Source organism: Microbacterium sp. Root1433D1 (genome assembly GCF_001426835.1).
Lineage (GTDB): Bacteria > Actinomycetota > Actinomycetes > Actinomycetales > Microbacteriaceae > Microbacterium > Microbacterium maritypicum.
Window position 1 is genome coordinate 443096 of record NZ_LMFN01000003.1, and the last position, 16408, is coordinate 459503.

The 16408-nt window shown below is 68.6% G+C and carries 18 protein-coding genes; 12 read left to right on the plus strand and 6 right to left on the minus strand.

What is annotated here, in order from left to right; genetic code table 11:
* Positions 1 to 28 precede the first annotated feature (28 nt).
* From ASD13_RS13080 to thrC, 5 genes are all read left to right on the plus strand, one after another.
* Positions 29 to 1228, plus strand: a complete 1200-nt coding sequence (locus ASD13_RS13080; protein WP_055869922.1) for a sensor histidine kinase — start codon at positions 29 to 31, stop codon at positions 1226 to 1228.
* Positions 1225 to 1827: a response regulator transcription factor gene (locus tag ASD13_RS13085; protein ID WP_017828078.1), complete on the plus strand. Its 603-nt coding sequence runs from the start codon at positions 1225 to 1227 to the stop codon at positions 1825 to 1827. The genes ASD13_RS13080 and ASD13_RS13085 overlap by 4 nt, the downstream gene beginning before the upstream one ends.
* Positions 1828 to 2050: 223 nt before the next feature.
* Positions 2051 to 2815: a ribosomal RNA small subunit methyltransferase A gene (locus ASD13_RS13090; RefSeq protein ID WP_055869925.1), complete on the plus strand. Its 765-nt coding sequence runs from the start codon at positions 2051 to 2053 to the stop codon at positions 2813 to 2815.
* A gap of 49 nt (positions 2816 to 2864) precedes the next feature.
* The gene (locus tag ASD13_RS13095; RefSeq protein ID WP_055869927.1) at positions 2865 to 3371 is read left to right on the plus strand and encodes a methylated-DNA--[protein]-cysteine S-methyltransferase; all 507 of its coding nucleotides are present in this window, start codon (positions 2865 to 2867) and stop codon (positions 3369 to 3371) included.
* 88 nt (positions 3372 to 3459) lie between these two features.
* The gene (thrC, locus tag ASD13_RS13100) at positions 3460 to 4863 is read left to right on the plus strand and encodes a threonine synthase (protein WP_055869930.1); all 1404 of its coding nucleotides are present in this window, start codon (positions 3460 to 3462) and stop codon (positions 4861 to 4863) included.
* 188 nt (positions 4864 to 5051) lie between these two features.
* Here thrC and ASD13_RS13105 read toward each other — a convergent pair whose 3' ends face one another.
* Complete coding sequence (locus ASD13_RS13105; RefSeq protein WP_055869933.1) at positions 5052 to 5318, minus strand: thioredoxin family protein; 267 nt, start codon at positions 5316 to 5318, stop codon at positions 5052 to 5054.
* A 93-nt stretch (positions 5319 to 5411) separates the two neighbouring features.
* Entirely contained in the window at positions 5412 to 6152 is a 741-nt protein-coding gene (locus tag ASD13_RS13110) for an SDR family oxidoreductase (protein ID WP_055869935.1), read from the minus strand.
* 131 nt (positions 6153 to 6283) lie between these two features.
* Between ASD13_RS13110 and sigJ the strand changes: the two genes are divergently transcribed.
* From sigJ to ASD13_RS13125, 3 genes are read left to right on the plus strand one after another with little or no spacing between them, the layout of a single operon-like run.
* Positions 6284 to 7162, plus strand: coding sequence for an RNA polymerase sigma factor SigJ (gene sigJ, locus ASD13_RS13115; RefSeq protein WP_082524404.1), 879 nt, complete (start codon positions 6284 to 6286; stop codon positions 7160 to 7162).
* Between the two features lie 15 nt (positions 7163 to 7177).
* The gene (locus ASD13_RS13120) at positions 7178 to 8527 is read left to right on the plus strand and encodes a M20/M25/M40 family metallo-hydrolase (RefSeq protein WP_055869942.1); all 1350 of its coding nucleotides are present in this window, start codon (positions 7178 to 7180) and stop codon (positions 8525 to 8527) included.
* 55 nt (positions 8528 to 8582) lie between these two features.
* Positions 8583 to 10043, plus strand: a complete 1461-nt coding sequence (locus ASD13_RS13125) for an MFS transporter (protein ID WP_055869945.1) — start codon at positions 8583 to 8585, stop codon at positions 10041 to 10043.
* A 3-nt stretch (positions 10044 to 10046) separates the two neighbouring features.
* Here ASD13_RS13125 and ASD13_RS13130 read toward each other — a convergent pair whose 3' ends face one another.
* From ASD13_RS13130 to ASD13_RS13145, 4 genes are all read right to left on the minus strand, one after another.
* Positions 10047 to 10874 carry an acyl-CoA thioester hydrolase/BAAT C-terminal domain-containing protein gene (locus tag ASD13_RS13130; RefSeq protein ID WP_082531511.1) on the minus strand — a complete coding sequence of 276 codons (828 nt, stop codon included), beginning with the start codon at positions 10872 to 10874 and terminating at the stop codon, positions 10047 to 10049.
* A complete protein-coding gene (locus tag ASD13_RS13135; RefSeq protein ID WP_235562588.1) occupies positions 10874 to 11152 on the minus strand; it encodes a hypothetical protein in 279 nt (92 codons plus the stop codon). The genes ASD13_RS13130 and ASD13_RS13135 overlap by 1 nt, the downstream gene beginning before the upstream one ends.
* A 131-nt stretch (positions 11153 to 11283) precedes the next feature.
* The gene (locus ASD13_RS13140; RefSeq protein WP_055869954.1) at positions 11284 to 11688 is read right to left on the minus strand and encodes a VOC family protein; all 405 of its coding nucleotides are present in this window, start codon (positions 11686 to 11688) and stop codon (positions 11284 to 11286) included.
* A 33-nt stretch (positions 11689 to 11721) separates the two neighbouring features.
* On the minus strand, positions 11722 to 12489 hold the full coding sequence (locus ASD13_RS13145) for a siderophore-interacting protein (RefSeq protein WP_055869957.1): 768 nt from the start codon (positions 12487 to 12489) through the stop codon (positions 11722 to 11724).
* 100 nt (positions 12490 to 12589) lie between these two features.
* Between ASD13_RS13145 and ASD13_RS13150 the strand changes: the two genes are divergently transcribed.
* From ASD13_RS13150 to ASD13_RS13165, 4 genes are read left to right on the plus strand one after another with little or no spacing between them, the layout of a single operon-like run.
* The gene (locus ASD13_RS13150; RefSeq protein ID WP_055869962.1) at positions 12590 to 13585 is read left to right on the plus strand and encodes a siderophore ABC transporter substrate-binding protein; all 996 of its coding nucleotides are present in this window, start codon (positions 12590 to 12592) and stop codon (positions 13583 to 13585) included.
* Between the two features lie 48 nt (positions 13586 to 13633).
* Positions 13634 to 14620: an ABC transporter permease gene (locus ASD13_RS13155; RefSeq protein ID WP_055869965.1), complete on the plus strand. Its 987-nt coding sequence runs from the start codon at positions 13634 to 13636 to the stop codon at positions 14618 to 14620.
* A 7-nt stretch (positions 14621 to 14627) separates the two neighbouring features.
* Entirely contained in the window at positions 14628 to 15656 is a 1029-nt protein-coding gene (locus ASD13_RS13160) for an iron chelate uptake ABC transporter family permease subunit (protein ID WP_055869969.1), read from the plus strand.
* Positions 15653 to 16408: an iron ABC transporter ATP-binding protein gene (locus tag ASD13_RS13165; protein ID WP_017828100.1), complete on the plus strand. Its 756-nt coding sequence runs from the start codon at positions 15653 to 15655 to the stop codon at positions 16406 to 16408. The genes ASD13_RS13160 and ASD13_RS13165 overlap by 4 nt, the downstream gene beginning before the upstream one ends.

A 16408-nucleotide genomic window follows, 5' to 3' on the forward strand; every position in this document is an offset into this window, starting at 1 on the left:
ACAACTGTCACGGCTCTATCGTGGGAGCGTGACCCGCGTTCCCTCCGCCCTCGCCGCTGCACCGGCGCCAGGCTCCCGTCAGCTCGCGCGAGGCATCACCGCGACCTGGTGGTACACGGTGACGGCCGTGCTGTTCATCGAGCTGATGCTCGTCGGAGCCTGGACGGGCATCGCCGCCGCGGTCGATCTGAGCGGAGGCATCCTGCTGTTCATCGGTCTCGGTGGTCTGCTCTGGTGCGCGTCGACGCTGATGCTGCTCCTGGACTATCGCCACCGCCTCGATGCGGAACCCGGCGTCGCCTGGGGGCGGCTGGCCGTGCCGTTCGTCGTCGCGGTGGGCTACGGAGTGACGGCTGGTCTCCTCGTCGGCAGCTGGCAACTCGCCGCCATGCCGGTGGTGCAGTTCTTCGTCTTGCTGAGCTGGCCTCGCGGCGTGCGGGTGCGGGTCGTCGCCGCGGCGACCCTCGTCCTGATCGCGCTCGCCCTGGTCGATTCGGCGACGAGCGGTGTGGGAGTCGGGCTTCCCTGGTGGATGCCGGTCATCTACGGGGCGATGCTGCCCGGAATGAGCGTGAGCTCGCTGTGGTGGTGGGATGTGCTGGTGACCCTCGACCGCGCCAGGGCCTCTGAGGCCCGGCTCGCCGCGACCCAGGAGCGCCTGCGCGTGGCGACCGATGTGCACGACCTGCAAGGGCACCATCTCCAGGTCGTCGCGTTGCAGCTGGAACTCGCCGAGCGTCTGCTGCCGGACGACCCGGAGGCGGGGATGCAGCAGCTGCACGCGGCGCGGATCAGCGTCGACGAGGCGCGCCAGGGCACCAGAGACCTCGCGATGCGGTTCCGCTCTGTCCCGCTCGGAGACGAACTGGCCAACGCCCGTGATCTGCTGACCGCGGCCGGACTGCAGGTGGATGCCGCGATCGATGCGGATGCCGATGCGGCGCCGGCGTCGGCTCTCGGACCCGTCATCCGGGAGACGACCACGAACGTCCTGCGGCACGGCGGCGGGGTGCATGCGCGCCTCGTGCTGACCCGGACCGCCGATGTATGGCGCTACGAGATCGCGAACGATGTGGCGGTCGGTGCCGAGATCGAACATGACGGCTCGGGTCTCGAGGGCGTACGGCGGCGGATCGAGGAGGCGCACGGCTCCCTCGACGTGCGGCGCGATGCCGATGAGTTCGTCGTGGCCGTGACCGTGCCCTCGACCTCGGAGGAGGCGCGATGATCCGGGTGCTGCTCGCCGATGACGAAGGGATGATCCGCTCGGCCCTCGCGGCCCTGCTGCGGCTGGAGCCCGACATCGACGTCGTCGCAGAGTGCGCCGACGGCGAGCAGGCGGTCGCCGAGGCGCTGCGGCTACGGCCCGACGTGTGTCTGCTCGACCTGGAGATGCCGGGCCTCGACGGCGTGCAGGTGGCCGAGAAGGTGAACAGGGCGATCGCGACGCGTTGCGTGGTCGTCACCCGTCATGCGCGTCCGGGGGTGCTGCGCCGTGCCCTGGCTTCCGGGGTGGCAGGCTTCCTGCCGAAGTCTCGCGGAGCGGACGAGGTCGCAGCGGTCATCCGCCGCGTCGCGGCCGGAGCCCGCTACGTCGATCCGGAGATCGCTGCGGACGCTCTGAGCGATGAGCGCTCGCCGCTGACGGATCGCGAGCTCGACGTGCTGCGGGCGGGCCGTCGTGGAGAGACGACCGGGCAGATCGCGCGGGCACTCTCGCTCGCTCCCGGGACCGTGCGCAACCACATCTCCGTCATCCTCGGGAAGCTCTCGGTCGGCACACGTCAGCAGGCCGTGCTCATCGCCGAGGAACGCGGCTGGATCTGACTGCCGATAGGCTGACGGACATGGGAACAATATGCGCTGCGCCCATGATGGGGCGCACCTTCGTCGTACGCGACCGCCGCGCCTGACGGCGCGCTCGCTCTTCGCACGCATCTGCGCGCCGTCCACCGAGATGTCATCGCACCTCGGGACGGGCAGTCCTCACTGACGCTCTCCGCGTCCTCCCTCCTTCGGGGTGCTCCGATTCTTCTTCTGGAGCGCACTCATGCCTCGTTCAATCCATGGCGGCCGTCACGAACTCGGCCAGAACTTCCTCACCCACCGTCCGACCCTCGCCCACCTCTCCACCCTCGTCGGTTGCACCTCCGGCTCGATCCTGGAACTGGGCTGCGGTGACGGCGCGCTGACCCGCGCACTCGCGCAACTGGGCAGGCCGCTCACCGCGATCGACATCGACGAGCACCGCGTGCACCGACTGCGCAGGGCGCTGCCCGGAGTGCGCGTCGAGGTCGCCGATGCCACGTGGCACCCGTTCGATGCCGAGGTCGTCGTCGGCAACATCCCCTTCCACCTGACGACGCCGATCCTCCGGCGGCTGCTGTCGAGCGGGCGTTGGAATGACGCGGTACTCCTGACGCAATGGGAGGTGGCGCGCAAGCGGGCAGGCGTCGGCGGAGGCACGATGATGACCGCGCAATCGGCGCCGTGGTTCGAGTTCTCCCTCGAGGGCCGGGTGCCGGCGTGGGGGTTCTCGCCGCAGCCGAGCGTGGACGGCGGTCTGCTCGCGATCACCCGTCGTGGTTCACCCCTCGTGCCGGACGTCGACCGACGGGCGTACGACGCGTTCGTCCGGGCCATGTTCACAGGGCGCGGAGGCGGTCTCCCCGCGATCGTGGCGACAGCCGCTCGCATCTCGATGCCGCGGGCGCGACGTGCGGTGGCGGCCTCCGGCGCGGGGGAGCGTCGCCTTCCTCGCGATCTGCGTCCGCAGGACTGGGCAGCGCTCTGGCATCAGGTCGCTCGAGGGTGACACAGCTGGCCGGGGGTCGGGAGTCGGGAGTCGGAGGTAGCCTCGACGCATGTCGGCCTTCGGAACGCTCTCGACTCCCGTCGGTGTCATCGGCGTGGTCAGCGACGGTGCGGCGATCACCCGCGTCATGTGGCGGTCGAGTCCGCCCGAGGGCGTAGTCGTCCCGCCGGACCCTGCCGCCGATCCCCTGCTCGTCGAAGCGCTGGCTCAGCTCGCCGCCTACTTCGACGGCACACTGCGACGCTTCGACGTTCCCATCGACCTCGGCGAGCAGACCGCGGCGACGAGGGCGGTGCTCACGGCCCTCCACGAGACGGTCGGGCAGGGGGAGACGATCACCTACGGCGGACTCGCGGCGCGCAGCGGCACGGAGGTGCCGGCCAGGGGCATCGGATCGATCATGGGCGCGAATCCCGTTCCGCTGATCGTGCCCTGCCATCGGGTCGTCGCGGGCGACGGACTCGGCGGATACTCCGGTGGTGACGAGGGGCGGGGACTCGAGACCAAGCGCTGGCTGCTCGAGCATGAAGGGGCTCTGCCGACTTCTCTGTTCTGAGCCGACGCCGGGCATCCGTCATCGCGTCATCTCGGAAGCGAACACCCTGCGAGAATGGACGGGCCGAGTCCCGAGCCGAGGAGCCAACGTGCAGTTCATCTCCACCCGCGGCGGCATGCAGCCGCAGTCGTTCAGCGAGACGCTGCTGGAGGGCCTCGCGCCCGACGGCGGCCTGGCTGTGCCCGAGGTCATGCCGACCGTCGACGGCGAGACGCTCGAGCGCTGGCGTGCGCTGACCTACCCGCAGCTCGCGACCGAGGTGCTCGGCCTGTTCGCGACCGACATCCCGCGCGCGGACCTGGCGCGGATGACGGATGCGGCCTACGCCGACTTCCCCGACGGCGTGGTGCCGCTGCGGGCGATCGATGACGACCTGACTCTGGTCGGGCTCTCCGAAGGCCCCACCCTGGCGTTCAAGGACATGGCCATGCAGTTCCTCGGCCAGGTGCTCGAATACACGCTGGAGCGCAACGACTCCGTGCTCAACATCCTCGGTGCCACCTCGGGAGACACCGGCTCGGCGGCCGAGCACGCCCTGTGCGGCAAGGAGCGCGTCGCCGTGTTCATGCTGTCGCCGCAGGGGCGCATGAGCGCATTCCAGCGTGCGCAGATGTTCTCGCTCGACGACGCGAACGTGCACAACATCGCGGTCGAGGGGGTCTTCGACGACTGCCAGAACCTGGTCAAGAAGCTCGCGGGAGATCTCGACTTCAAGCGGGCGCAGCACCTCGGCGCGGTGAACTCCATCAACCTGGCGCGCATCACGGCGCAGACCGTCTACTACTTCTGGGCCTGGCTGCGCGCCACGGATGCCGGCGGCTGGACCGAACTGTCGTTCACCGTGCCCTCCGGGAACTTCGGCAACATCCTCTCCGGGTTCTTCGCCAAGCAGATGGGGCTGCCGATCCGTCGCCTCGTGCTCGCCGCGAACGAGAACAACGTGCTGGACGAGTTCTTCCGCACCGGCGTCTACCGCCCGCGCAGCGCCGCCCAGACGCTCGCGACCTCCAGCCCCTCGATGGACATCTCCAAGGCATCGAACCTCGAGCGCTTCATCTTCGAGCTGGTCGACCGTGATCCTGCCCGCGTCGTCGGCGCCTGGGACGACCTCGAGGCACAGGGCCACTTCGACTTCTCCTCCGAGCAGGAGCGCTTCCTCGAGGAGTTCGGCATCGTCAGCGGCACGTCGACCCACGAGGACCGACTGGCGACCATCCGCTCGGTGTACGAGACGACCGGTGAGGTCATCGACCCGCACACGGCCGACGGCGTCAAGGTCGCGCGCGAGTACGTCGAGCCCGGCGTGCCGATGCTGGTGCTCGAGACCGCCAAGCCGGAGAAGTTCGCCGAGACCATCCACGAGGCCATCGGCGTCGAGCTCGGCTATGCGCCGGAGCTGCAGGAGATGCTCGATGCCCCGCAGCATGTGACCGAGATGGCCGATGACGAGCACGCGCTCCGCGCCTTCATCCAGGCGAACGCGCTGCACTGATTCCGCGGTCGCCCAGACCCACGCTTCGAATCGAGACCCACTCCCGCCGGCGTCGGCGCGAGTGGGTCTCGTCGTAGAACGTGGGTCTCGCCCGATCGCGGAAGCGGTGCGGATGTGCGACCTGCACATCCGATGGCGATCCTCGTGCGATATGCACTCGACCGGTCGACGAGCAGGATCTCGATGCGTCAGGCCGGGAGGGCTTTGACCGCGGCGGTGAGCACCTGCGGGACCGTCGGCACACCGGTGGCGCGGAACACCTCCGCACCGGCATCATCGCGGATGATCACGGTGGGCGTGAACGCGATGTCGAGCTCCTCTGCCGCATCCGGGCTCTGTGCCACGTCGATCTCGATGACGGTCGCTTCGGGGAGGAACCGCGCGGCCTCGGCGAGCACGGTCCGCGTGCGTGCGCAGGCGCCGCAGAACGACGACGACACCAGGGTCAGTTCCATGCACACCTCCTCGGACGCGGCTCGCACCACGCAGAGATGCAACCATCATCCTGCTCGCCCTGTTCCCCAGGGACAGAGCCGAGCGGGGGATCGCTAGTCTGCAGCGAGCCACTCCGCGAAGCTCTGACTTCCGAGCTCGGCGTCGGGAGCGGGGAGACCGAGCCCTGCCCTCATGCCGGCCATCTGCGGCCCCGGCACGTTCAGCGTCGGCACCCAGCCACGGTATCCCTCGCGCCGGGCGTACGCGCGGACCATGTCCGCCAGCTGCTCCTCGCGAGGCCCGGCGAGGTCCCGTGCACGGCCTTGGGGTGGCGCTGCTGCGAGGGCGGCGAGGCGTGAACCCACCTCGCGGGCGGCCACGGGCTGTGTCCGGGCCTTGAGAGCGATGTGGAGCGGGCCCAACTTCGCCCGTCTGAACATCTGCGCCGCGAACTCGTGGAACTGCGTCGCTCGCAGGGTCGTCCACGGAACGCGCGACGCCTCGACGACCTTCTCCTGGGCGATCTTGCCTGCGTAATAGTCGTAGGGCATGCGGTCGATCCCGACGATCGACAACAGCACGAAGTGTCCGACCCCCGCGTCGGCGGCTGCCGCGGCCAGGTTCCCTGTCGCCGCGGTGAAGAACTCGATCGCTTCGCTGGCTTTGCGCGTCTCGATGCTCGTGACGTCGATCACCGCGTCCACGCCGGCCAGGGCGTGGCCCAGGCCCTCTCCGGTCACCAGGTCGACTCCCCGTGACCGGCTCAGGACGACGGCGTCGTGCCCCGCGGCCCGCACCGCCCCGACGGTGTGCCGCCCGACGGTTCCGGTTCCTCCTGCGACGACGATCCTCATATGTGTTCTCCTTCGTCTCGGTACATCCTTCTCCTTGTTCGACGACGCAGGCGAACGAAACGTGAGGCGCCTGTCGAGAGCGGCATCGACATGGCGTCGGCAGGAGGCCGAGACGGACCAAGATGGAGGCGATGGATGATCTCGTTGTGGTCGAAGCCGAACGCCGTACCCTGCTCGCTCTCGCGTATCGCCTGCTCGGCACGGTCGCGGATGCCGAGGACGCGGTGCAGGAGACCTACGTGCGCTGGGTGCGGCTGACCGACGCGGAGCGCGCACGGATCGTCAATCCGGGTGCGTGGCTGACGCGCGTCGCCGGACGCATCTGTCTGGATGCCCTTGGCTCGGCGCGAGCGCGGAGGGAGAGCTATGTCGGTCAGTGGCTTCCGGAGCCCGTGCCGCAGGACTCGCTGTTCGTCACCCCAGTTCCGGACCCGCTCGACAGCGTGTCCCTCGACGAGTCGGTCGGGATGGCGCTGCTCGTGCTCCTGGAATCGCTCACTCCCCCCGAGCGTGTGGCCTTCGTGCTGCACGACGTGTTCGGCGTCCCGTTCGCGGAGATCGCCGAGACAGTCGGAAGGAGCACGGACGCCGTGAGACAGCTCGCGTCGCAGGGACGTCGACGGGTGCGAGAGCGGCGTGCGCGCCTGGCGACGCGGGAGCAGCACGATGCCGTCGCCCGCGCATTCCTCGAAGCCGCAGCGACCGGACGGCTCGATCGCCTGATCACTGTGCTCGATCCCGATGTCGTGCTCATCTCCGACGCGGGCGGGAGGAAATCGGCGGCGCTGCGACCGGTCCTCGGGGCCGATCGCGTGGCACGTTTCCTGCAGGGCATCGCTCGGCGCCACCCCGGCGCGGAGGTCATCCTCGTCCCGACCGCGGACGGGCTGGCCGCGCTTGCCACGCTCGACGGTTCCCCCGATGCGGTGTTCTCCTTCGTCGTCGAGGGCGAGCGGATCACCGAGGTGCTCGCCGTGCGCAATCCCGACAAGCTCACGCAGTGGTCCTGAGAACCGCTGAGTACGATGGCGGGTGTGACCACACCGACCGTGCGCCCGGGCATCGCCGAGCGGCTTTCGCAGATGATCCGGATCCCGACGGTCTCGGCCGAGCTCGACGAGCGCGGCTCGGCTCCGTTCGAGGAGTTCGTCGCGCTCATCGCGGAGCTCTATCCGCTGACGCACGAGAAGCTGGCGCTCGAACGGCACACCGACTTCGGGCTGCTGTTCCACTGGCAGGGGACCGGCGCGGCCCCGGATCGACCGGTCGTGCTGATGGCGCACTACGACGTCGTCCCGGTGGATGAGAGCGACGCGTGGACGCACCCGCCCTTCGCGGGGGTGATCGCCGACGGCTCGGTGTACGGACGAGGTGCCCTCGATGACAAGGGCCCGCTGATCGTGGTGCTCGAGGCGGTCGAGAATCTGCTCGCCGACGGGTTCGTGCCTCCTCGGGACGTGTACCTCTCCTTCGGCGGCAACGAGGAGACCTATGGGCGCGCGGCCGAGGAGATCGCCCGCGTGCTGCGCGGGCGTGGCATCGTCCCCTGGCTCGTGCTCGACGAGGGGGGTGCCGTCGTCGACGCGCCCCTGCCCTTCGTCCCCGGTCGCGCAGCGATGATCGGTGTCGGCGAGAAGGGCGTGATGACGCTCCGGCTGACCGCGCGGGGTGACGGCGGACACGCCTCCGCACCGCCGCCGCTCACCGCGGTCCGGCGCGTCGCCAGGGCCGTGGACCGGCTCGGACCCACCGCCTTCCGCCCTCGTGCCTCGAAGGCCATCCTGCGGATGCTGTCGCAGCTGGCCGCGCAGACTCCGGGCCCGGCCCGTCACCTGCTGCGACTGCTCGGCTCGGCGCCGCTGCTGACGGCGCAGGTCTTCGCCGCGCTCGGTGGCGAGCCGGCCGCCCTCGTGCGCACCACCGTCGCCCCGACCATGCAGTCCGGTGGCACGGCGGCGAACGTGCTGCCGTCGCAAGCCTCTGCCACCGTGAATCTGCGCATCGCGCTCGGAGAGACGACGCAGCAGACCGTGTTCCGGGTGCGCAGGCGCATCCGCGATCCGCTGGTCGAGGTCGAGGTGATCGAGGCGAGCGAGCCCTCGCCGGAGTCGCCGACCGACAACGCCCCGTTCGCCCTGCTGGCCGGGGCCCTCGACGCGGCGTTCCCCGGCGTCCCCGCCGTGCCGTACGTGATGATGGCGGCCACCGATTCGCGGCATTTCCATCGCTTCTCACCTGCCGTCTACCGCTTCGCGCCGCTGGACATGTCCAACGCGCAACGTGCGTCGATCCATGGCGTCGACGAGAGCGTGGAGATCGCCTCTCTCGAGCGCGGAGAGCGATTCCATCGGGCGCTGCTCGAACGGCTAAGGTGATCTCACCCTTCTCTCGGATCGTGCCGGGGGACCCGATGCAGAAGCAGGAGACGCGATGACGCGCACCCGCACCTTGGGCACTCTCGCCGTCGTGGTCGGCTTCCTCGCCTTCGTCGAGTTCACCAGTGGCGTGCTGCAGGGCTACTACACCCCGATGCTCACCGACATCGCCCGTCATCTGGGCATCCACGATGCCGACGTGAACTGGCTCGAGGGTGCGCAGCTCATGCTGTCGGCGCTCGTCGTGCCGGCTTTCGCGAAGCTCGGCGACATGGTCGGGCACAAACGGATGCTGCTGATCTCGACCGCGGTCACCGCGGCGGCGGCCCTCGTCCTGCCCTTCACCGATTCGTTCCCTGTCTTCCTCGCGGCGTGGGCGTTGATGGGCTTCTACGTCGTCTGGCTTCCTCTCGAGATCGCCCTGATCTGGTCGAGGTCGCGCCGGATGGAGGGGCGCTCCTCCATCACTGCCAAGGCGGCGGGCCTTCTCGTCGCCGCGCTCGAAGGCGGTGCGATCATCGGTGCGCTCGTCGGTGGCGCGCTCATCGACGTGCTGCCCCTCACCATCGTGCTGTTGATCCCGGCCGTGCTGATCGTGGTGTGCTTCTTCGTGATCCTGTTCGGGGTCAAGGAGTCTCCCGATCCCACGGGCGGCATCTTCGACACGATCGGTCTCGTGCTCATCTCGCTCGCCCTCCTGTGCTTCACCGGCGGTCTCAGCCTGCTCCGCCTCGAGGGCGGCCTGACCAACCCCTGGTCCTGGGCAGTCGTGATCCTCGGTGTCCTGCTCGTGATCCCGTTCGTGCTGTGGGAGCTGCGCTGCGCCGACCCGCTCATCGACGTGCGCATGTTCCGCTCGCCTGCGCTCGGCCCCGTCTTCCTCACAGCAGGCCTCTTCGGGGTCAGTGTGCTGGGCGCGCAGGCTCCGCTGTCGACGTTCGCCCGCACCGATCCGACGGTCTACGGATACGGTCTGGGTACGAGCGGGTTCGCGACCTCGCTGATCATCGGCGTCTACCTGATCGCCATGATCACGGGCGCTCTCCTGTTCTCGACGGTCGCGCGGTGGGCGACGCCTCGTCTGACCCTGATGGGCGCCTCGGTGCTGGTGGGTATCGGGTTCCTGTTGTTCCTGCCGTTCCACGACACCTACGCACAGGTGATCACGAACATGGTCGTCGTGGGACTGGGCTCCGGCGCGCTGGTCGCGGCGCTCCCTGCCGCTGCGGCATCCGCGGCTCCGGCCACGCAGACGGGGGTGGCGACGGGGCTGACCAACTCGGTCAAGACCGTGGGTGGTGCGATCGCCTCGTGTGTGTTCGGCATCGCGCTGTTGCACGGAGTCGCGAGCACCGCGGGGGCGACCGAGGGGACCGCCGGCTCGCTCGCCGGCTACTTCACGGTGTGGATCGTCTGCGGAGTGACTGCGCTCGCCGCCGCCGTGATCCTCGTCTTCGTCCCGAAGACCGCGTTCACCGATCGGACGGCGGAGGCAGAGGTCGCTCCGGCGCTCTGATCCTCAGCCCCGCAGGTCGAGGGCGTGCACGATCTGCGGCCACGCGAGCGCGCCGAGTTCCGCGTCAGCGGAAGGAGAACCGCCGCGCGCCATCGTCACTCCGCCGGCCGCGACCGTCTCACCGGGTAAGACCATCCTGTGCCCCGCAGCAGGGTGAGTGACCACCGTCGTCTCCCGTCCGTGCGCACTCCGGCGCGCGGAGATCTCGGCGGCGAATCTGTCACTCGGCCAGACGCGGTCGTCCCCTCCCGCGATCAGCACGACGACACCGGTGATGTACTCCGTGCGGATCGCTGCGGCCGCGGCCGCGTCAGGAGCGCGATCGATGCTCGCCTCGTACAGGGATCGGTACTCGGGCGGCACGGTCGACGACACCCAGGACGGATCGAACGACACGGCGGGCAGCGGCGTGCCCCGGCTGGTCCAGTGCGACGACCAGTCTCCGTCGGTGAGCCCGGCCCAGACGACGGATGACGGAGCGACGGCCACCGTCGCGTCGACCGGGTGAAGGGAGGCGGTCACCAGGGCCGCCTCCGCTCCGAACGACGTTCCGAAGATCGCGACGCGATCGGCGTCGCGGCGCAGGAGATCGAGCTGATCGATGAACAGCTCGATCGGCACCTCGTGCGGTGCGGGGCGCTGGCCCATGCCGCCGAACCAGCGGATGGCGCGCACCCGTGCACCGTGCCGTGCGAGCAGGTCGGCCCGCTGGGACTCGACCCGACCGCTGGACCCGGCGAGGAGCAGCACAGCCGTGCCGCAGGGAACTTCCGGAAAGGCATCGTGCCGGTCGGCATGCGGTACCGAGGCGTGACGGCGAGGCGTCGTCATCACTCGCGGTCGAGGCCGAAGGTGCGCTTCACGATGGCCTGCACGTCGCGGTCGAGACCGTCGATGCGGGTGTTCACGGAATCGAAGCGGGTGTTCACGGAATCGAAGCGGGCGTTCATCTCGATGCGCAGCCCGTCGATCTGGTCGTTCATCTCGGTACGCAGGCCGCCGATCTCGCTGCGGAGGATCCGGACGAACAAGGTCGACACCACGGTGAGCGTGCTGAACATCAGCACGGTGAACGACCCGATCATGGTCCAGATCTGCGCGTCATTCATGAATCCCACTCCCTCATCGTCGCATCGATTCGGCAAGCCTGCCAGAGCGCGGGAGGCGAAGATATCGGTCGTCTGAAAGACGCGCACAACGTGCTTCTCTGCGCGCTTGTGGAGGATAGGTCGCCCCGGCGTCAAGCCTTCTCGCGAGGAGGGTTGTACATGAACTCGACCCGGATGCCGTCGACGTCTTCGACGAACGAGGCGTAGTAGCGCTCCGAATAGCGCGGGTACTCCTTGGGCTCGCGGATCGCTGTCCACCCGGCCTCGAGCGCGACGGCATGAAGGTGCTCGACCTGCTCGCGCGTCGGCACCGCGAAGGCGATGTGCTGCCAGCCGATACGACCATGACGGTGCGGGGTGGAGTCATCATCCCAGGTGTAGAGGATGATCTCGGTCTCGTCGCCGTTGTGCCACGAGATGGAGTGGTCGTCCGCACCCCCGCTCTGATATCCGAGAGCGGCGAGGACGGGGTGGAACTGCGCCCGGCCGCGCTCGAGGTCGCCGACGGTGATGCCCAGGTGATCCAGAAGAGCCATGCGCCGAGTCTTCCAGGTGCCGCCGACGTCGCACTAGTGCGGCGCGTGGTACTCGGCTTCGTCGCGCTTCCAGTAGCCCTTCACGACGGCGTTCGCGGTGTCGACACCCCAGCGCTCGAGGAGCGCCCTGCCGGGTTTGACGATCGACTGCTCGGCGGCGATGAAGACGAAGGGGTCGGGTCCGACCACGTCTTCGGCGGTCAGCGTCTCGATGAGGGCGATGAGTGCGGAACCGGAGGGAGCTTCCCCGCGGTGCAGCCACTCGACGTCGACCGGTGCCTCGATGTCGATCTCGCGCCCCTGGTTCACGGTCTCCACCACGATGCGTGCCGGGGTGCCTGACGGAATGAGCGCGGCGAAGCGGCGGATGGCGGGGATGGCGGTCTCGTCGCCGACCAGCAGCCAGGAGCCGGGGTCGCCGGCCAGGACGGCCGATCCGCGCGGACCGCCGACGCCGATCGTGGATCCGATCGGTGCCGTCGCAGCCCAGGGGGCCGCGACGCCCTGGTCGCCGTGCACGGCGAACTCGACGTCGAGCCAGTCCTCGCCCCATGCGAGAGGGGTGTACTCGCGACTCGGGGATGCTCGCAGCTCTTCGACGGACCCGGTCGGGCCTGCGGGGAAGAACAGGCGCATGTGGTCGTCGGAGCCGGGGGAGTCGAAGCCCGCGAGGTCTGCACCGGTCAGCCGCACGCGCACGAAGTCCGGTGCCAGCCATTCGCGGGCACTCAGCGTGACGTTGCGGAAGCGCAGCTCCAGGCCGCGACGCTCGATCGAGAAACCGGATTTCGTATCGCTCATAAAGTAAGGCTAACCTAAATGTGACGGGCGAAGGTGATCCCTGCTCGTCACCCCGGCGCCCATCGTGTGCGCACCGATCCCGCAGAACAGGAGTCTCTCCATGTCCGTGCCCAGAACCCTCACCGCCACGAGCGTCGCTCTCGTCGGCCTCCTCGCCCTCGCCGGGTGCGCTTCCGGCGGCTCGGCGGAACCGGAGAAGACCGAACCCGCGGCAGCATCCGTCACGATCGAGGACAACACCGGCACGCACGAGATCCCGACGCCTCCCGCGTCTGTCGTGGCCCTCGACAACCGCACATTCCAGACGCTCTCCGACTGGGGCGTCGAACTCTCCGCCGCCGCCGTCGCGCTCATGCCGGAGACCGTGTCGTACGTGAAGGACGACGCGATCGTCGACATCGGACTCCACAGCGAGCCCGACCTCGAAGCGGTCGTCGCCGTCGAGCCCGACCTGATCATCAGCGGCCAGCGGTTCACGCAGCACAACACGGCGATCGCGGACCTCGTGCCCGACGCCACGATCATCGACCTCGAGCCGCGCGAGGGTGAGCCCTTCGACGAGGAGCTCAAGCGTCAGGTCACCGTGCTCGGTGAGATCTTCGGCAAGCAGGACGAGGCCGACAAGCTCGTCGACGACTTCGATGCTGCCGTCGAGCGCGCCAAGGCCGCCTACGACGACGCCGACACCGTCATGGCCGTGAACACCTCCGGCGGCGAGATCGGCTACCTCGCCCCGACCGTCGGACGCTCGCTCGGACCGATCTACGACATCCTCGGGCTGACCCCCGCACTCGAGGTCGACGACGCGACCGACGACCACCAGGGCGACGAGATCTCGGTCGAGGCGATCGCCACCTCGAACCCCGATTGGATCCTCGTGCTCGACCGCGACGCCGTGTTCGCCGCCGAGACCCCCGACTACGTGCAGGCGGCCGAGATCCTCGAGAGCTCGGAGGCGCTTGCCGGCGTCACCGCCGTCAAGGAGAAGCAGCTCGTCTACATGCCCACCGACACCTACCTGAACGAGGGCATCCAGACGTACACGGCATTCCTCAACGACCTCGCAGACGCCCTCGAGAAGAGCGCGAAGAACTGAGGTACTGCGGCGGCATCCGGGTGACCCGGATGCCGCCGCATCGTCGTCATGGTCTCCACCGACATCGCTTCGCCGCCCCGCAACGCCGGGCGGCTCTTCGACGTGAAACTGCTCATCGGCGTGCTCGTCGTCGCCGTGCTCCTCGTGATCTCGCTCTTCACCGGGGTGTACGACGTCACCGGCGCGGAAGACGGCGCGCAGATGTTCCAGATCACGCGCGTTCCCCGCACGATCGCCCTCGTCCTGGCCGGCGCCTCGATGGCCATGGCGGGTCTGGTGATGCAGCTGCTCACCCAGAACCGCTTCGTCGAGCCGACGACGACCGGAACGACCGAGTGGGCGGGGCTCGGACTCCTGTTGGTCATGATCCTCGTGCCGCAGCCGTCGCTCTCGCTGCGGATGGCCGGTGCGGTGCTCGCGGCCTTCGTCGGCACGATGGTGTTCTTCGCGTTCCTGCGGCGGGTCGCCCTCAAGTCCTCCCTCATCGTGCCGATCGTCGGGATCATGCTCGGTGCGGTCGTCGGCGCGCTGTCGACGTACCTCGCGCTGGCGACGAACTCGCTGCAGATCATCGGCGTCTGGTTCGCAGGCAGCTTCACCTCGGTGATGCGCGGCCAGTACGAGATGCTCTGGATCGTGGCGATCGTCGGCGTGATCGTGTTCATCGTCGCCGATCGACTCACCATCGCCGGCCTCGGCGAAGAGGTCGCCACCAACGTCGGCGTGAACTACAACAGGATCATCCTGCTCGGAACGGTGCTGATCGCGGTCACCACCGGTGTGGTCACCGTGGTCGTCGGCAATCTTCCCTTCCTCGGGCTCATCGTGCCGAACATCGTCTCGATGGTGCGCGGCGACGACCTGCGCAGCAACCTGCCGTGGGTGTGCCTGCTCGGCATCGCGATCGTCACGGTGTGCGACATCATCGGACGCACCATCATCATGCCGTTCGAGGTGCCGGTGTCGCTGATCCTCGGGGTGGTCGGTGCCGTGGTGTTCGTGCTCCTCCTGCTCAGGCAGCGTCGACGTGGCTAGCGGCGTGATGAGCGAGGTGGCGACCACCGGCCCGCTGCGGTCGGCGGGCTCGTTCACGACCCCGCGTGCGCGCCGTCGCTACTTCGTCGTGCTCGGGACCCTTCTCGTCCTCGCCGCCGTCTCGGGCTTCGGCCTGCTGGCGTGGGCGAATCCGATGCCGGTCGGCTCCACCGGGTTCTGGCGGATCGCCCAGCACCGGGCGACCGACGTCACGGTCATGGCGCTCGTCGCGGTCGCGCAGGCCATCGCCACGGTGAGCTTCCAGACCGTCACCAACAACCGCATCATCACCCCGTCGATCATGGGTTTCGAATCGCTGTACCGCGTGGTGCAGACCTCGACCGTGTACCTGTTCGGCGTGGCAGGGATCGTGGCGATCCAGGGCATCGGGCAGTTCGCGATCCAGGTCGCGATCATGGTCGCTCTCGCCGTCGCCCTCTACGGTTGGCTGCTGTCCGGCCGCTACGGCAATCTGCAGATCATGCTCCTGGTGGGCATCGTGATCGGGGGAGGCCTCGGGGCGATCTCCACCTTCATGCAGCGCCTGCTCACGCCCAGCGAGTTCGACGTCCTGGCCGCGCGCCTGTTCGGCAATGTCTCCAACGCCGACTCCTCGTACCTGCCGTTGGCGATCCCACTGGTCGTGGCGGCGTCTGCGCTGCTGTGGCTCCGCTCGCGTCGGCTCAACCTGATGGCGCTCGGGCCCGATGCCGCGCGCTCCCTGGGCGTCGATCATCGCCGTGAGCTGTTCATCGTGCTGTTCCTCGTCGCCGTGCTGATGGCGACATCGACGGCTCTGGTGGGACCGATGACGTTCCTCGGCTTCCTGGTGGCCACGCTCGCCTACCAGTTCGCCGACACGCACGACCATCGGCTGATCTTCCCCGTCGCGGTGCTCACGGCCTTCACGATCCTGGCCGGGGCCTACTTCGTGATGAAGAACGTCTTCTACGCGCAGGGGATGGTGTCGATCCTCATCGAGCTCGTCGGCGGCACCGTCTTCCTCATCGTCATCCTCAGAAAGGGCAGACTGTGATCGCTCTCGACGGCGTTCGCCGGGACTACAGCAGCGAGGTCGCGATCGGCCCCGTCGACCTCGAGATACCCGCCGGCGGCATCACCGCCCTCATCGGTCCGAACGGGGCGGGCAAGTCGACCCTGCTCACGATGATCGGTCGTCTCAGTGGAATGGACGCCGGTGCGATCGAGATCGCGGGACTCGACGTGGCCTCCACCAAGTCGAAGGACCTGGCGAAGGTCGTGTCGATCCTGCGTCAGGAGAACCACTTCGTGACCCGGCTCACCGTGCGCCAGCTCGTCGGCTTCGGGCGCTTCCCGCACTCGAAGGGGCGGCTGAATCGCGGTGACGAGGAGATCATCAGTCGGGCCATCGACTTCCTCGACCTCGGCGCCTTGGAGGGCCGCTATCTGGACGAGCTCTCCGGCGGTCAGCGCCAGCGCGCGTACGTCGCGATGGTCCTGGCGCAGGACACCGAGTTCGTCCTGCTGGACGAGCCGCTGAACAACCTCGACATGCGGCACGCCGTGCAGATGATGAAGCATCTTCGGCGGGCGGCGGAGGAGCTGGGGCGCACGATCGTCATCGTCCTGCACGACATCAACTTCGCCGGGCACTACGCCGACCACATCTGCGCCATGAAGGACGGTGCGGTGGTGGAGTTCGGGTCCCCGGCCGCGATCATGACGGATGAGGTGCTCACCCGCGTGTTCGACACTCCTGTGCGCGTCGTCGACGGTCCGTCCGGGCCGCTTGCCGTCTACTACTGA

Coding starts and splice junctions, on each gene's coding strand:
- ASD13_RS13160 (WP_055869969.1), top strand. CDS start 14,628: ATGAGCGAGGTGGCGACCACCGGCCCGCTGCGGTCGGCGGGCTCGTTC.
- ASD13_RS13090 (WP_055869925.1), top strand. CDS start 2,051: ATGCCTCGTTCAATCCATGGCGGCCGTCACGAACTCGGCCAGAACTTC.
- ASD13_RS13085 (WP_017828078.1), top strand. CDS start 1,225: ATGATCCGGGTGCTGCTCGCCGATGACGAAGGGATGATCCGCTCGGCC.
- ASD13_RS13135 (WP_235562588.1), bottom strand. CDS start 11,152: ATGAATGACGCGCAGATCTGGACCATGATCGGGTCGTTCACCGTGCTG.
- sigJ (WP_082524404.1), top strand. CDS start 6,284: ATGGATGATCTCGTTGTGGTCGAAGCCGAACGCCGTACCCTGCTCGCT.
- ASD13_RS13150 (WP_055869962.1), top strand. CDS start 12,590: ATGTCCGTGCCCAGAACCCTCACCGCCACGAGCGTCGCTCTCGTCGGC.
- ASD13_RS13125 (WP_055869945.1), top strand. CDS start 8,583: ATGACGCGCACCCGCACCTTGGGCACTCTCGCCGTCGTGGTCGGCTTC.
- ASD13_RS13095 (WP_055869927.1), top strand. CDS start 2,865: ATGTCGGCCTTCGGAACGCTCTCGACTCCCGTCGGTGTCATCGGCGTG.
- ASD13_RS13140 (WP_055869954.1), bottom strand. CDS start 11,688: ATGGCTCTTCTGGATCACCTGGGCATCACCGTCGGCGACCTCGAGCGC.
- ASD13_RS13155 (WP_055869965.1), top strand. CDS start 13,634: ATGGTCTCCACCGACATCGCTTCGCCGCCCCGCAACGCCGGGCGGCTC.
- ASD13_RS13130 (WP_082531511.1), bottom strand. CDS start 10,874: ATGACGACGCCTCGCCGTCACGCCTCGGTACCGCATGCCGACCGGCAC.
- ASD13_RS13145 (WP_055869957.1), bottom strand. CDS start 12,489: ATGAGCGATACGAAATCCGGTTTCTCGATCGAGCGTCGCGGCCTGGAG.
- ASD13_RS13110 (WP_055869935.1), bottom strand. CDS start 6,152: ATGAGGATCGTCGTCGCAGGAGGAACCGGAACCGTCGGGCGGCACACC.
- ASD13_RS13120 (WP_055869942.1), top strand. CDS start 7,178: ATGGCGGGTGTGACCACACCGACCGTGCGCCCGGGCATCGCCGAGCGG.
- ASD13_RS13105 (WP_055869933.1), bottom strand. CDS start 5,318: ATGGAACTGACCCTGGTGTCGTCGTCGTTCTGCGGCGCCTGCGCACGC.